16 protein-coding genes are annotated in these 12472 nt (G+C 41.3%); 7 read left to right on the top strand and 9 right to left on the bottom strand.

Annotated elements, in window-relative coordinates; genetic code table 11:
• Window positions 1-3 precede the first annotated feature (3 nt).
• Entirely contained in the window at window positions 4-1062 is a 1059-nt protein-coding gene (locus tag AC23N5_RS17995) for a hypothetical protein (RefSeq protein ID WP_487756656.1), read from the bottom strand.
• 206 nt (window positions 1063-1268) lie between these two features.
• Between AC23N5_RS17995 and AC23N5_RS17990 the strand changes: the two genes are divergently transcribed.
• On the top strand, window positions 1269-1679 hold the full coding sequence (locus AC23N5_RS17990) for a VOC family protein (protein WP_487756655.1): 411 nt from the start codon (window positions 1269-1271) through the stop codon (window positions 1677-1679).
• A gap of 127 nt (window positions 1680-1806) precedes the next feature.
• On the opposite strand, the gene AC23N5_RS17985 is transcribed toward AC23N5_RS17990, so the two are convergent.
• The 5 genes from AC23N5_RS17985 to AC23N5_RS17965 all read right to left on the bottom strand — a co-directional run bounded on the left by AC23N5_RS17985 (window position 1807) and on the right by AC23N5_RS17965 (window position 5138).
• Window positions 1807-2286 carry a hypothetical protein gene (locus AC23N5_RS17985; RefSeq protein WP_487756654.1) on the bottom strand — a complete coding sequence of 160 codons (480 nt, stop codon included), beginning with the start codon at window positions 2284-2286 and terminating at the stop codon, window positions 1807-1809.
• Between the two features lie 24 nt (window positions 2287-2310).
• A complete protein-coding gene (locus tag AC23N5_RS17980; protein ID WP_487756653.1) occupies window positions 2311-2784 on the bottom strand; it encodes a hypothetical protein in 474 nt (157 codons plus the stop codon).
• A gap of 173 nt (window positions 2785-2957) precedes the next feature.
• Window positions 2958-3461: a hypothetical protein gene (locus AC23N5_RS17975; protein ID WP_487756652.1), complete on the bottom strand. Its 504-nt coding sequence runs from the start codon at window positions 3459-3461 to the stop codon at window positions 2958-2960.
• 116 nt (window positions 3462-3577) lie between these two features.
• Complete coding sequence (locus AC23N5_RS17970; RefSeq protein ID WP_487756651.1) at window positions 3578-4192, bottom strand: hypothetical protein; 615 nt, start codon at window positions 4190-4192, stop codon at window positions 3578-3580.
• Between the two features lie 382 nt (window positions 4193-4574).
• Entirely contained in the window at window positions 4575-5138 is a 564-nt protein-coding gene (locus AC23N5_RS17965) for a hypothetical protein (protein WP_487756650.1), read from the bottom strand.
• A gap of 128 nt (window positions 5139-5266) precedes the next feature.
• On the opposite strand from AC23N5_RS17965, the gene AC23N5_RS17960 reads away from it, so the two are divergent.
• From AC23N5_RS17960 to AC23N5_RS17945, 4 genes are all read left to right on the top strand, one after another.
• Window positions 5267-6253, top strand: coding sequence for a Kelch repeat-containing protein (locus AC23N5_RS17960; protein WP_487756649.1), 987 nt, complete (start codon window positions 5267-5269; stop codon window positions 6251-6253).
• Window positions 6254-6323: 70 nt separating this feature from the next.
• Complete coding sequence (locus tag AC23N5_RS17955) at window positions 6324-7166, top strand: amidohydrolase family protein (RefSeq protein WP_487756648.1); 843 nt, start codon at window positions 6324-6326, stop codon at window positions 7164-7166.
• A 163-nt stretch (window positions 7167-7329) separates the two neighbouring features.
• The gene (locus AC23N5_RS17950) at window positions 7330-8613 is read left to right on the top strand and encodes a Gfo/Idh/MocA family protein (RefSeq protein WP_206019626.1); all 1284 of its coding nucleotides are present in this window, start codon (window positions 7330-7332) and stop codon (window positions 8611-8613) included.
• 7 nt (window positions 8614-8620) lie between these two features.
• Complete coding sequence (locus AC23N5_RS17945; RefSeq protein ID WP_487756647.1) at window positions 8621-9523, top strand: sugar phosphate isomerase/epimerase family protein; 903 nt, start codon at window positions 8621-8623, stop codon at window positions 9521-9523.
• A 78-nt stretch (window positions 9524-9601) separates the two neighbouring features.
• Here the strand turns inward: AC23N5_RS17945 and AC23N5_RS17940 are convergent, their stop codons facing one another.
• The 3 genes from AC23N5_RS17940 to AC23N5_RS17930 all read right to left on the bottom strand — a co-directional run bounded on the left by AC23N5_RS17940 (window position 9602) and on the right by AC23N5_RS17930 (window position 11197).
• The gene (locus tag AC23N5_RS17940; protein ID WP_183971718.1) at window positions 9602-10129 is read right to left on the bottom strand and encodes a DUF4199 domain-containing protein; all 528 of its coding nucleotides are present in this window, start codon (window positions 10127-10129) and stop codon (window positions 9602-9604) included.
• 114 nt (window positions 10130-10243) lie between these two features.
• Window positions 10244-10717, bottom strand: a complete 474-nt coding sequence (locus tag AC23N5_RS17935; protein WP_487756646.1) for a response regulator transcription factor — start codon at window positions 10715-10717, stop codon at window positions 10244-10246.
• Between the two features lie 21 nt (window positions 10718-10738).
• Window positions 10739-11197, bottom strand: a complete 459-nt coding sequence (locus AC23N5_RS17930) for a hypothetical protein (RefSeq protein WP_183971720.1) — start codon at window positions 11195-11197, stop codon at window positions 10739-10741.
• A gap of 102 nt (window positions 11198-11299) precedes the next feature.
• Between AC23N5_RS17930 and AC23N5_RS17925 the strand changes: the two genes are divergently transcribed.
• Window positions 11300-11641, top strand: coding sequence for a hypothetical protein (locus AC23N5_RS17925; RefSeq protein ID WP_183971721.1), 342 nt, complete (start codon window positions 11300-11302; stop codon window positions 11639-11641).
• Between the two features lie 149 nt (window positions 11642-11790).
• On the top strand, window positions 11791-12456 hold the full coding sequence (locus AC23N5_RS17920) for a murein L,D-transpeptidase catalytic domain family protein (protein ID WP_487756645.1): 666 nt from the start codon (window positions 11791-11793) through the stop codon (window positions 12454-12456).
• Window positions 12457-12472: the final 16 nt, after the last annotated feature.

Below are 12472 nucleotides of genomic sequence, written 5' to 3'. Positions count from 1 at the left end.
CATTTAACCAAAGTCCAATACCACTACTTTTTCACAATAAATTTCCTTCAAATTACTCCGATTGACGCGCATCACCATCACAAACGGTGCATCTCCAATTGGTAAGTCGCGCTCAGTATCGTGTTTTTGTGAGAGGTTTTTCCAACTTTGGCACAGGTACATGGTCATGGCGAGGGTCGCTTTATTTTCGAGTCCACAGAAGAAATAACAAGGAACGGTGCTTGTTCCAAACTGAATGGGGAGTTTGCAAATAAAACCTACATCAAAATTGTCGCTTCCTTGGTAAAAATCACTCCAAACGGTCTGTTCTAAAATAGTATGAAAATACTTTATCCGAAAGCGAATGTTTTTATCATCAAATTCGAGGTAAGGATAGGCGTAATTTGCCAATACCCAGCGGAAAAAGTAATTGGAATAGAAGCCAATCGAGAAGATACAATTTGTTTTATTTAGGTTTAAAATCGTTTCGTTAAATTCGTATTTGTCGCCTTTGTGGGTAATTAATTCTTGGTCATAGACGCGTTGTGGAAGGATTTGATGATAGCTGTGAAACAATTGAATTAGCTCCAACAAACATTCCGTGTCCCGCGAATCGACGGTTTGCTCGTTGGCACGCGGAAATTTTCCTTGCATATCGGGCGGTGGTACGTCTTTATTGGCGTCAAAAATGGGTTGAACAACCACAATTTTTCCTTCGTTTTTAATACCAAAATAGTTGTGCAACGTCAGTGAAAACTCGCTTATGTACGATTGTGGGTTGGGATACCCCAGAAATTTGGTAAACAACTCTAAGTAATCCTCCTGAAAATTAACCACTTCGCGACTTTGTACCTCGTTTCTTTTTCGCCACAGATACATGGTATTGAAAGTGGTAGAAAACGATAACTGCGTATGTTCTTCCAAAATCGTTTGAAAATAAGTCTTGTCGGTGCTTGGGTTGACCAATTTCCAAATGGAAGTTTCAGAACCACGGTAGGTCATACCTCGCTGTATAAACTCGTTTTGAAGCTTGGCTTTTACTTCCAAATACAGTTTTTCGCACAGGTTTTTATTGATGTTCATTTTGGAAATTTTGTGCTAAATTGTTCCAAATATATTTCAATTTTTTGTTATAAATTTAATAAAATTAGACTGAGAAGAATAAAATTGTGGTGTAAAGAGCTATTACCTTTGTTACACAATAAACCTATGATGAACGATAAACGATGGGCTGTTTGAAGGTGTGAGCAAACAGCCCTTTCGTTTTTACTTCTAACTGACTATCACTCATGAATCTTAATTTAACCCGAATTCAGCATGTAGGAATACCCGTAGCAGACTTGGTGCGCTCAGAGGCATTTTATTATCGCTTAGGTTTTACTAATGTGATGTCTTCTACGTTTCAGCACGAAGGAGGTCAAGGGAAAGTGGCCATGATGAAGCAAGGTGACATCATCATTGAGATTTATCAAATGCCAGACCCCGCCTTAAATGAGATTCGCTCCCGCAAAGACGGTCACATCGACCACGTAGCGTTTGACGTGGAAGACATTGAGGCAACATTTGAGCTTTTGAAAAAAGAAGGCTTTAACATCATCGAAGAATCGCCCGTTTTTCTTGCTTTTTGGCAGAGAGGCTGTAAATATTTTAACATCACAGGCCCCGATGGAGAGCGCTTGGAGTTTAACCAAATTTTGTAAAAAGCCCTTCCAAGTTGGTTATCGCCGAAGTTGAAACTTGGAAGGTATTTTAACCCACTAAAACTGATAGGTAAGCATGAAATACAATAGTAGCGAACTTTTGTAGGGCGCTACTATTTTTTGTTTGTTATTTCTCACATTGGTTATACTGATTTTCTCTCTTTTTGATTTCATAATTTAATCCACGTAAGAGATTTTTTCTTATATTTTTGGGTAAAATAGTGTTTTTATTCTCAAGAAGAATGGCTTTTATCTGGAATAATTCTTGAATACTAGCCTGTTTTTTGAATTGTAGTATAAAACTGCCTGCTTCCAACGCTACTTCAAAATTATGGCTTAAAAGAAACGTAGAAATATCAACAATATAGTGGGAGGCATTCATTTTTGAAATGGCATAAATGATAGTCCCTTTGTCAGTTATTGACTTACTGTTCAGTACTTGTATCATTTCTGGCAAGAAGCTATCCCCTTTCAAGTCGCTGATAATCATTGCTAAATCATTTCTCAGGATAGTAGAGTCTGTTTTCTTAAATAACTCAACCAGTTTAGGTAAGTCCTTTTTATTAGGTTGAGTAGTTAAAATTTCATCTTGTGAGGCTAGGTTCATGGTCAGTGAAAAATTTAAAAATATTTATTCAAGATAAAAATCAGAGGTGGGTAATTTTCTAATATTGTCATTTTTAAGGAACAAGTTTTCTATCATTGTTACAAGTTCATTTGCTTTTTTTACTCTAATAAAATTAAACGGGTAATAACAAGGGTCACAATAAGATATGATAGATACAGATTTATTATTGAATATAGTAATTGTTGTTTCTGAAACGGGCAATGCCCAGTGAAGAGAATAAAAGTCTTTTTTCCCTTCTTCAAGTAAAAAAATGTTTCTATTGAGATAATTCACAATAGTTTGTATATCTCCTTTAGAAAGCTTAAAAATGGCTTTTTGATTTCCGTCTTCTCGAAAAACTTCGTACTCACCTTTCATCAAATCAATTCTATGTATATCATCTTTAATCAAAATATTGAAGTTATCAGTATCAACCGATTGGTTTGAACAACTCAGTAGGGTAAGAATACAAAATAATTGAAGCAGAATTGATTTCATCTTATTTTGGCTTTATTGTGCATTATTTGTGGCCTAAGCCAAACCCTTCCAAGTTTTGTTAACGCAGAAGTCGAAACTTGGAGGGGTTGTGACTGCACTATTTGTGACAGTCAGTTTCTTTATTTTAATAGATGACATGTCTTTAGTAAAAGCCTGAATCATAGGGAGATAATTTAAATATACAAATAGTCGGAAATGATTGCCTGATTGCTATTAGGAAGCAGGTATTCAAATTGAATTCGTACTTTTTTATTTTTAATTACATTTCTTAAGGCATAAATAACATTAAAGCTAAAGCTGATTTTAACCTCCTTATGCGGTATTAAATCTGTCTTGTAGAAAACTTGTTCTTTATTACTCACAAGAGTATCATTCCTATAAAAAGGCATTATTCGACCATTGTTGATTGCTTCCTCAGATTCAAGCCATTCATATTCAATCCACGAATTATCTTTCAAAAATTCTACTTTTATGAAAAATTCAGGAGTTTGATGAATACTAACTAACGTATCCATATGATTTACCAAAACTAATTCTAGTAGATTATTTTTAATATCATTAACCTCTACCAGCTTTATTTTAACATCAATGCTATCCATTTTTTTTACATTCTTTGATTCTTGATGTTGTTTATGGCAGCTCATTGCTAACAAAATAATCGCTAATAACTTTTTCATTGTTAAACTTGTCTCATAAAAAATATACCGAATCACCCTGTTCTAGCCCGAAGATAAGCCGCATAATGCAAGAGAACAAGCTAAGCCATAGCTAATGAAAGGATAAAACAAATTATCTACTTTGTTGCTTTTTTCCATGCCTTATAGTTGGCTTTATCACACCAGAACCACTCACTTTTTTTTAGCCAGCTTTTATCAGAATTGGGCAGTGTATCTAAAGGAACAAACTCCCCTAAAGATGTTTCATCTTTTTCCTCTCTTCGTTTCTTTTGATATTGCTTTATTTCTTCTGATGTAATATTTTCGGGCGAACCGTAGTATATCTCCTCAAGATGGCTTCTATCTTTAATTTTAAACCAAATTTGATTTAAGCTCCATGACATCCCGCCCGGGTCTTCAATAAATTGTGCTTTTATGGTATCATTATTTACAACATATCGCCCCCAAAAACCATCTTGAGACTTGACATTATAATTATAAATGAAAATGCCATCTTGGGCAAAAAAGAAATTAATCTTATCCCTAACTACTTTAGGAACAGATGGAAATCCCAAGTTCATAATAAAAGTTCGAGAAAAAACATAGTACCCATTTAAACTTAACTTTGATTCAATTTCTATATCTACACCATCATAACAAAATTGTGTATTTGCAAAACGGTTTCTTGTACTCTTGATAGGGCGGCAAGAAACAATGGCCAGCAATAAGCCAATAAGTAGATAGGTTTTCATAGTATTTATCTCCCCCAAAGCGAAAATGGATTGTAAAAGCCAGTATATAAATAAGAACCATAACGGAATTGGGAATCTCTACATAAAAATTTTGATGCCCAAAAGGTAAATAGAAAAAGCCATTTCGATGTACCCAGTTTTGAGTTCGGTCTTGTACTATAGGATGGCTGTAACAATTTTCTTTGGTAAGCCTATAAAATTGGTCATCTTTTAGTCTATTATCAGGCAGTTATAAAAATGCCTCCAATTAATATTTTAACAATTCGTGAATACCAGCTCAAAATTTTGATAATGCGTTTAATCTGGTCATTTGTGGCCTAAGCCAAGCCCTTCCAAGTTTTTGTTATCGCCGAAGTAGAAACTTGGAAGGGTTGAGGCTGCGCTATTTCAGACAATCGGTTTCTTTATTTGTAAGTGTACTGTCCACTTTTCCAGCTTTGCCATTCCCTCCCGCTTGGATCGGATAAAAGCACCCCTTTTTGACTTTCAATTCCTTTGTGCCAGGCTCGCAAAGTACACTACAGGCTTCTCCTTCTAATAATCGCAACTTAAAATCTTTACTGATTACCCGCATCCCGTATTTGAAACGGCCTCGGTAAAGCGTTCCATCTCTTCGCAGACCGTTCCAAGCAAACTCATTCAAGCGGTCGTAAAGTACCGTGGGGCGTGAAAAAATGACCGTATCACCACTGGCACTCAAAATGGTAAAACCTTGTACTTCTAGGATTTCGTCGCTAATGAAAGGGTAAAACAAATCATTGATGCCATCTCCATTTGGCGTAAATACATTGGGCATGTAAATAGACCCGTTGCTGTGCTTAAAATCAACGGGTTGAAGGCCGCAGCAGGCTTCGTATTCTTTGGGCAAGCCGACATCCACTCGGTGATCGGCAAAGCAGGCTTGTAGAAGTAACCCTAGTAATAATAGTTGAGAAAACGTTTTCATGGTTTGAACGGAGAAATGGGGGATGTTAGTTGGTTTGGCAATTTACATTTTTCCCAAAATCAATTGCTGTTGCAGCGAGTAAAAAATGCCTTATGCCAGATTTATACCCTAAACGTGTATTACCAAACATGAACTCAACTCACCTTAAAATGAGCCTTTTGGGCTTAATGATGGGCTTTGCACACCTTGCATCGGCCCAAGCCACGACTAGCTGGGAAACTGCTCAGACCGCCAATAGCTGTACGGCTCGTCACGAAAATGCGTTTACCAAAGTCGGGGATAAATTGTACCTGATTGGTGGACGTGGCACACGCCCCGTCGATGAATTTGACCCCAAGACCAATGCGTGGAAACAACTCGCGGCTCCACCCGTGGAAATGAACCATTTTCAGGCGATTGAATACAATAACGAAGCCTACGTCATGGGGGCATTTATGGGACAGTACCCGCACGAAAAACCGTTGACTTCCATCTATATTTTTAATCCTGCCAAAAACGAGTGGCGCGAAGGGCCTGCCATTCCTGCGGATAGGCTTCGTGGTGCGACGGGGGCCGTAAATTACAACAATAAGCTCTATTTGGTGTGTGGTATTCAGGATGGGCATTACGACGGGCACGTGGGCTGGCTCGATGAATTTGACCCTAAAACCAATACGTGGCGTAAACTTCCCGACGCGCCACACGTGCGTGACCACGTTTCGGTGGCCGTCATTAACGATAAACTCTACGTGGCGGGTGGCCGCCGCTCGACGGCGCGCATTAATCAGGTGCTCAACCTTACCGAACCCGCCGTCGATGTCTTTGATTTTAAAACAAATACGTGGACGACCTTACCCGCTGACCTAAATTTACCAACGCAGCGGGCGGGAAATATGGCGGTGCCTTTTGGGTATAAATTGTTGATTATGGGGGGAGAAAGCCCCGCTCAAGTGGAGGCCCACGCGGAAGTTGAGGCACTGAATACCAAAACGATGAAGTGGGAGAAATTACCCAACCTCAATAAAGGGCGTCACGGAACAGGCGCGACAATTTATAAGAAAAAGGTGTATGTAGCGGCAGGTTCGGGCAACCGAGGGGGCGGGCCTGAACTGACATCAATGGAAATTTTGAAATAAAAAGAAAAATTGCATTTTCGCATCGGAGATGCATCTTGAATTTAAGTAACCTTTGTAAACTTGACTCATAATGATTATTGATTCGCACCAACATTTTTGGATATACGATGCCGAACGCGACGCGTGGATTAACGACGAAATGACGCGCATCCGTCAGAATTTCCTTCCCGAAGACTTGAAACCAGTGTACGAGGCGAATGGTGTCTCGGGTTGTGTGGCCGTTCAGGCCGACCAATCGGATGCTGAAACTTTGTTTTTGTTGGCTTTGGCTGAAAAATATTCCTCATTTGTAAAAGGAGTAGTGGGGTGGGTCGATTTGCAGGCCAATGACCTTTACGACCGACTCGATTATTATTCTCAATATGAATTATTGAAAGGATTTCGGCACGTGGCGCAAGGCGAGCCCGACGATTTTTTGGCGCGTCCCGAAGTCATCAAAGGAATACGGCAGTTGAGCGCATTTGACTATACCTATGACATCCTCATTTATCCGACCCAATTAAAAGCGGCGTTGCAGTTGGTGCGCGAGGTGCCTGAAGTGCAATTTGTGGTGGATCATATTGCCAAACCCTACATCAAAGACAAAAAAATCAATACTTGGTCGAACTACATGCGGCAGTTGGCAGCGTTTCCCCACGTACAGTGCAAAGTATCAGGAATGGTGACGGAAGCTGATTGGAAAAACTGGAAAACCGAAGACTTTTTTCCCTACTTAGACGTGGTTTTTGAAGCTTTTGGCGTTGAACGATTGATGTTTGGCTCCGATTGGCCCGTTTGCTTGGTAGCTGCGGAGTACGAACAAGTGCTTGGCATCGTCCAAGAGTACATGAAACGGGTAGGTTTCTCAGAAAATGACCAAGCCAAAGTTTTGGGTCAGAATGCCGCTCGTTTTTACCGTTTGGAGGAGGTGTAGGCTTGTTTTTAAAAAAAATTATTATTTGTGCTATATATTTTAAAAAAATAGTATCAAATTTGAGTTAAAATTTGGGTGCGAGGTTTTCGATAAAATCGTATTTTTGTTGAAAATCGAGCGTTCAGTTAGTTAGCTCATTCATTTCTAAATCCTTTCAATTCTCATGAACACCACTCGCCGTGAAGTGCTAAAATTGGCAGGTGCTGCTTTAGCAGGAACTGCATTTCCATCCATCATTATTCCGAACAAAGCGTTTGCTGGTATGAATTCGGAAACACTTAAAGTAGGTCTTATTGGTTGTGGTGGACGTGGCTCGGGAGCTGCCATGCAAGCTTTGAAAGCCGATCCAAACGTTGTTCTTTACGCCCTTGGCGAAATTTTCCCAGAGCGTTTTAATACCTGCCTCGAAGGTCTTCGTAAAGTACACGGCGACAAAGTTCAGGTGGACGAAGGTCGTAAATTTGTAGGTTTTGATGCGTACCAAAAAGTAATCGACTCAGGTGTGGATGTCGTTCTTTTGGCGACGCCGCCGCATTTCCGTCCGCTTCACTTGGAAGCTGCTATCAAGGCGGGAAAACATATTTTTTGCGAAAAACCAGTAGCGGTTGATGCCCCTGGTATTCGTAAAGTATTGGAATTGGCAAAATTAGCCAAAGAGAAAAATGTCTCTTTGGTATCGGGTTTCTGCTGGCGTTTCCACGAGCCAAAACGCGCTGTATTTGGTAAAATCAACGAAGGGGCAATTGGCGAAGTAATGTCTATTTATAACACCTACAACACAGGAGGTGCGTGGTCATTCCCGCGTCAAGAAGGCTGGAACGATTTGCAGTTTCAATTGCGCAACTGGATGTATTACACCTGGTTAGCAGGTGACCACATCGTAGAGCAAGCCGTACACAGCATCGACATGATGTCGTGGGCAATGGGCGATGTTTTGCCCGTCAGTGCGGTAGGTACAGGTGGTCGCCAAGTGCGCGTTGATCCTTTGTACGGACACATTTTTGACCACTTTGCCATTACGTACGATTATCCAAACGGGGCGAAAGGGTTCCACTTCTCGCGCCAGCAAGAAAACTGCGAGCGTAGCTATTTGGTAGAAACCTTTGGTACGAAGGGACGTGCGATGGCCAACTGCTCACGCCCAACGCACAAAATTGAAGGCGCAAATCCTTGGGAATATTCTGGTGCTCAAAACGATATGTACCAAACAGAACACAACGAACTGTTTGCGTCGATTCGTAACAGCAAGCCCATCAACAACGGTGAGTGGATGGCCAACAGTACCATGCTTGCCATTATGGGACGTATGGCGGCTTACACAGGGAAGAAAATTACGTGGGACGAAGCGATTAAGTCGAACGAAGTATTGGCACCAGACATTACAAGCTGGGATATGCCTGCACCAAAGGTAGAAGTAGCTCGCCCAGGTTTTACGCCATTCTTCTAATCACCTCATGCAAAGAAGAGATTTTTTAAAAAACTCCACCATTGCAGCTACGGCTGCAGTGGTGGGGATAGATCGTGCTGCCCTTGCGGCAAAGCCCGTAGCACGCCCATTGGTAAAAAAGAGCCTTAAATACGGCATGGTGACCGAAAAACTTTCGGTGCTTGACAAGTTTAAGTTGCTTAAAGACCTAGGATTCGACGGCGTGGAGCTTGATTCTCCCAATGAGTTAGACCCGAAAGAAGTCTTAGAAGCCCGTGACAAAACGGGGTTGTTGCTTCCTGGGGTGGTCAACTCGGTACACTGGAAATCGCCACTTTCGGACGCAGACCCTAAGGTGAGAGAAACCTGCTCGAAATCAATGATTAAATCGTTGAACGACTGTAAGCTCTACGGCGGAACGACGGTATTGTTGGTACCAGGCGTGGTCAATGCGGGTACAAGCTACCAAGATGCGTACCAACGTGCTCAAAAGGAAATTATCAAGTTAATTCCTGAAGCAGAAAAAACGGGAATAAAAATTGCGCTCGAAAACGTTTGGAACAATTTTCTCATTAGTCCCGTAGAAGCAGCTCGTTTTGTCGATGAAATCAACCACCCACTGGTAGGCTGGTATTTCGACGTAGGTAATATTCTTCGCTATGGTTGGCCTGAGCATTGGATTGAGACGCTCGGAAAGCGCATCATGAAAGTCGATATCAAAGAATTTAGCCGTAAAAAACAACAAAACGAGGGCCTTTGGAAAGGGTTTGACGTGGAGTTGATGGACGGCGATTGCAATTGGCCCGTAGTCAATAAAGCCTTGGCAAAAGTAGGCTATTCGGGCTGGGGCTCGGCCGAAGTTCCTGGCGGTGACCGTAAGCGTTTGCAGGTCATCAGCGAACGCATGGATGCGGTTTTTAATGCTCAATAAACTTCATAACTTCCCGAAAGTTTTGAACTAACCTCCCGAAAGTTTTTAACTTTCGGGAGGTTGATTGGAGGATAAGTACTACAAATACACTTCTGCCTTGTTTTTTCGCTTCAAGATAAGCGCACTTACCAGCGCCACAATCAGCCCCACGGGTAATACCTCTGTATAAGTGATTAGGGTGACGTACAATGGACTTTTGTACATTTCTTTAAATTCCTCCATTTCTTTGGTTTTGGCTGCCAACGCCGCCGTGTCAGTTTGGGCAACTTCTTTGAGCACGTGCTTGATGTAGATGTCGAGGTAATCAGGCACAAACAAATAGTAGTAAAAAAGCCAAACAAAGACGTACATCGTTGAGCCAATGAGGGCGATAAACGCCCCCGTTTTAAAAGCTTGTCCAAACGAGATATGCCCACCTAGTTCTTTGTTACGGTAGTTGCGAACGCCAAAAAAGATAAGCGAAAAAATAAGCACCATGGCCGCATACCCCATGAGCTCGTTGCCGCTGAAATCGGGGTTAGTGTAACACAAGTTGACCATGTAAACCATGTTGGCACACAGAATCGTGCCCAGTACAAGTCCGAAAATGAGAATGTAGCGTTTCATTGTTTTTGAGGGTTTTATTTTCGGCAAAACTAGGTTGAGTACGTGGCTCAGGACTCATACTAAAGTACCAAAATGCGTTTTTAGGCCAAATTCAGACTAAAGTAGGAGCGGATGCTAGGTGATGATATTCAGTCGCTTGGCTTTTTCAATGGCCTGCGTTCGGCTTTTGACGTCCATTTTTACAAATAAATTGGACACGTGCGTTTTGATGGTACTCAGCGACAAAAACAACCGTTCGGCGATTTCGGCGTTGCTATATCCTTGCGTCAAAAGCTGCAAAACTTCGTATTCGCGCGTACTTAAATTAAGTTTTTGCAGTTCATTTTCATTGATGGCTGATTGACCTGCAACGACCACTTCTTTTTCGATAACGACGGTTTCAACGCTGGGTTTGATAAGTTGTTTGGCCACCCACACACCAAGTAATAAGAAAAAGACCGCAATGAGTCCTACGTAAATGTCAATGGAATTGTCCATGATTAAAAACTTCCATTGCAGCCATTTCAGGGTAAATACCAAAATAGCCATGAGGAAACCGTACAAAGCAAAATGACGTGTTTTAAGAAATAGGGTTTTAAAAAAGCTCATGGCAAAGCGTAACGGGGTTGTTTATTTTTGACGAATATAGGTTTCGATATTGAGGTGATTGACACCCAATTTTTCTACTTTTTCGATGCCCGTAATCGTCAACGTATCTCCCGAAATGTCGTATTCAAAGTCAAATTTTCCGCCTTCCCACTCCCGTACGTTGAAGTAATCCAAGTATTCGGTGTAGTTTTTTTCGCCAATGGTCACGCGGCCACCCCCTGCGCTGTAGTCGGCGGTAGAGTCTTTGCCGTGTTGGAGGTCGTGGCGTAAAAAAGCAAAGTGCGTTGGACTAATGATCTTAATCATTTCTTGTCCTTTGGTATAATCGGTTCGGGTCGTGTCATTGCCTTTGATGGTCGTACCCGACAAAAGTTTCCAAGTCCCAATAATGGGAAACTCAGCAGTTGTTGATTGATTTGGGTCGGGAGAACAGGCAATTAGACTACTAAGTAAGACACAAGCAATGGCGATTTTTTTCATTGAAGATAGGTTTGAGGATTAAAGTTGCGAAGATAGGTAAAACCAAAGCCTGATAAATGGGATGTTTTGAGTTAATTTTGCAGAAATTTTAATTAAAAAATCATGGCTCCTTTTTGGACAAAAACACTGGTTCGAGACGCACTTATTGCCGTTGGAACGAGCTTGCTAGTCACGGTATTTTGTTTTATTGGCCCAACGATTCACACGCCTTTTCTGGTGGGAATGCTTTCGGCCTTGGGGCTAGGCTGGCTTCAGCCCAAGAAAGGCTGGCTTTTGGCCATTGAACAAACGGTCTTAATTGCGGTGTTTTATTTTGCGTTCAATACGTTCAAAATCATGACTCCGCATGATGCCGAAGCGACCCAATTTACCGCTTTATTGCAATTTTTCCCTGCGTTCACAGGAAGCTTTTTAGGAAGTTTTATTCGAAAAATATTCAAATAAACAAAGGCAATCGTTGGGTATGACCCTGTTCTACTATCCTGATTATAATCAGTTTATCGGAAAAAGAATCGTAAAAAGTGCAACATTTTTTTTAATTTAAGCGTTAGCTTTTTTGTGAAATAGAAATGTGAATCTCGAAAATGGAGTTTATGAAGTCATTACATGCCCGCCTATTTATTTTTTTATTGGTACTTTCTTCCCTTACAGTCGCCGCCAAACCTCGCTTAACCACCTACAGTTCGTTGGTAACCATTTACCAAGAACTCAGTTTGGGCGAAGCAGGACTTAGCCACAGTGTTTTTGACTATGCCATTCGCGGAGTTCAGAAAGTCAACCCCGCCAAAGCCATTCTGGCCATTGTGGATTTGAGCCAACCTTCGGTGAATAAGCGTTTGTACGTCATTGATTTGCTCAAACGGAAGCTTCTTTTTCGTACTTACGTGGCACATGGGCGCAATTCGGGAGATTTGTTTGCTCAAAAATTTTCTAATGAAGTCTCATCACTCCAATCGAGTTTAGGTTTTTACCAAACCTTGGGGACATACCAAGGCAAACACGGCTTATCGCTGAAACTCAAAGGGCTTGAAAATGGCTTTAACACCAACGCCCTCGACCGTGCGGTGGTTATGCACGGCGCCGATTACGTAAGTGAGGATTTTATTCGTAAAATTGGTCGTTTAGGGCGTAGTTTTGGCTGCCCAGCCGTGCCGTATGGCGTTCATAAAGACATCATCGAAACGCTCAAAAACGGGGCTTGCCTGTTTGTTTTTTCTCCCAATCAGAACTATTTGAAAAAGTCAACTTTTTTGCTGTGATCCCAGCGCCTAGTTG

Source organism: Runella sp. R5_40 (assembly GCF_057652295.1).
This window is presented reverse-complemented; position numbering and strand designations above follow the sequence as displayed.

What these genes read in the sequence shown, in the direction of transcription:
- AC23N5_RS17995 (WP_487756656.1), bottom strand. Translation starts at nt 1,062, where the DNA reads ATGAACATCAATAAAAACCTGTGCGAAAAACTGTATTTGGAAGTAAAA.
- AC23N5_RS17990 (WP_487756655.1), top strand. Translation starts at nt 1,269, where the DNA reads ATGAATCTTAATTTAACCCGAATTCAGCATGTAGGAATACCCGTAGCA.
- AC23N5_RS17985 (WP_487756654.1), bottom strand. Translation starts at nt 2,286, where the DNA reads ATGAACCTAGCCTCACAAGATGAAATTTTAACTACTCAACCTAATAAA.
- AC23N5_RS17980 (WP_487756653.1), bottom strand. Translation starts at nt 2,784, where the DNA reads ATGAAATCAATTCTGCTTCAATTATTTTGTATTCTTACCCTACTGAGT.
- AC23N5_RS17975 (WP_487756652.1), bottom strand. Translation starts at nt 3,461, where the DNA reads ATGAAAAAGTTATTAGCGATTATTTTGTTAGCAATGAGCTGCCATAAA.
- AC23N5_RS17970 (WP_487756651.1), bottom strand. Translation starts at nt 4,192, where the DNA reads ATGAAAACCTATCTACTTATTGGCTTATTGCTGGCCATTGTTTCTTGC.
- AC23N5_RS17965 (WP_487756650.1), bottom strand. Translation starts at nt 5,138, where the DNA reads ATGAAAACGTTTTCTCAACTATTATTACTAGGGTTACTTCTACAAGCC.
- AC23N5_RS17960 (WP_487756649.1), top strand. Translation starts at nt 5,267, where the DNA reads ATGAACTCAACTCACCTTAAAATGAGCCTTTTGGGCTTAATGATGGGC.
- AC23N5_RS17955 (WP_487756648.1), top strand. Translation starts at nt 6,324, where the DNA reads ATGATTATTGATTCGCACCAACATTTTTGGATATACGATGCCGAACGC.
- AC23N5_RS17950 (WP_206019626.1), top strand. Translation starts at nt 7,330, where the DNA reads ATGAACACCACTCGCCGTGAAGTGCTAAAATTGGCAGGTGCTGCTTTA.
- AC23N5_RS17945 (WP_487756647.1), top strand. Translation starts at nt 8,621, where the DNA reads ATGCAAAGAAGAGATTTTTTAAAAAACTCCACCATTGCAGCTACGGCT.
- AC23N5_RS17940 (WP_183971718.1), bottom strand. Translation starts at nt 10,129, where the DNA reads ATGAAACGCTACATTCTCATTTTCGGACTTGTACTGGGCACGATTCTG.
- AC23N5_RS17935 (WP_487756646.1), bottom strand. Translation starts at nt 10,717, where the DNA reads ATGAGCTTTTTTAAAACCCTATTTCTTAAAACACGTCATTTTGCTTTG.
- AC23N5_RS17930 (WP_183971720.1), bottom strand. Translation starts at nt 11,197, where the DNA reads ATGAAAAAAATCGCCATTGCTTGTGTCTTACTTAGTAGTCTAATTGCC.
- AC23N5_RS17925 (WP_183971721.1), top strand. Translation starts at nt 11,300, where the DNA reads ATGGCTCCTTTTTGGACAAAAACACTGGTTCGAGACGCACTTATTGCC.
- AC23N5_RS17920 (WP_487756645.1), top strand. Translation starts at nt 11,791, where the DNA reads ATGAAGTCATTACATGCCCGCCTATTTATTTTTTTATTGGTACTTTCT.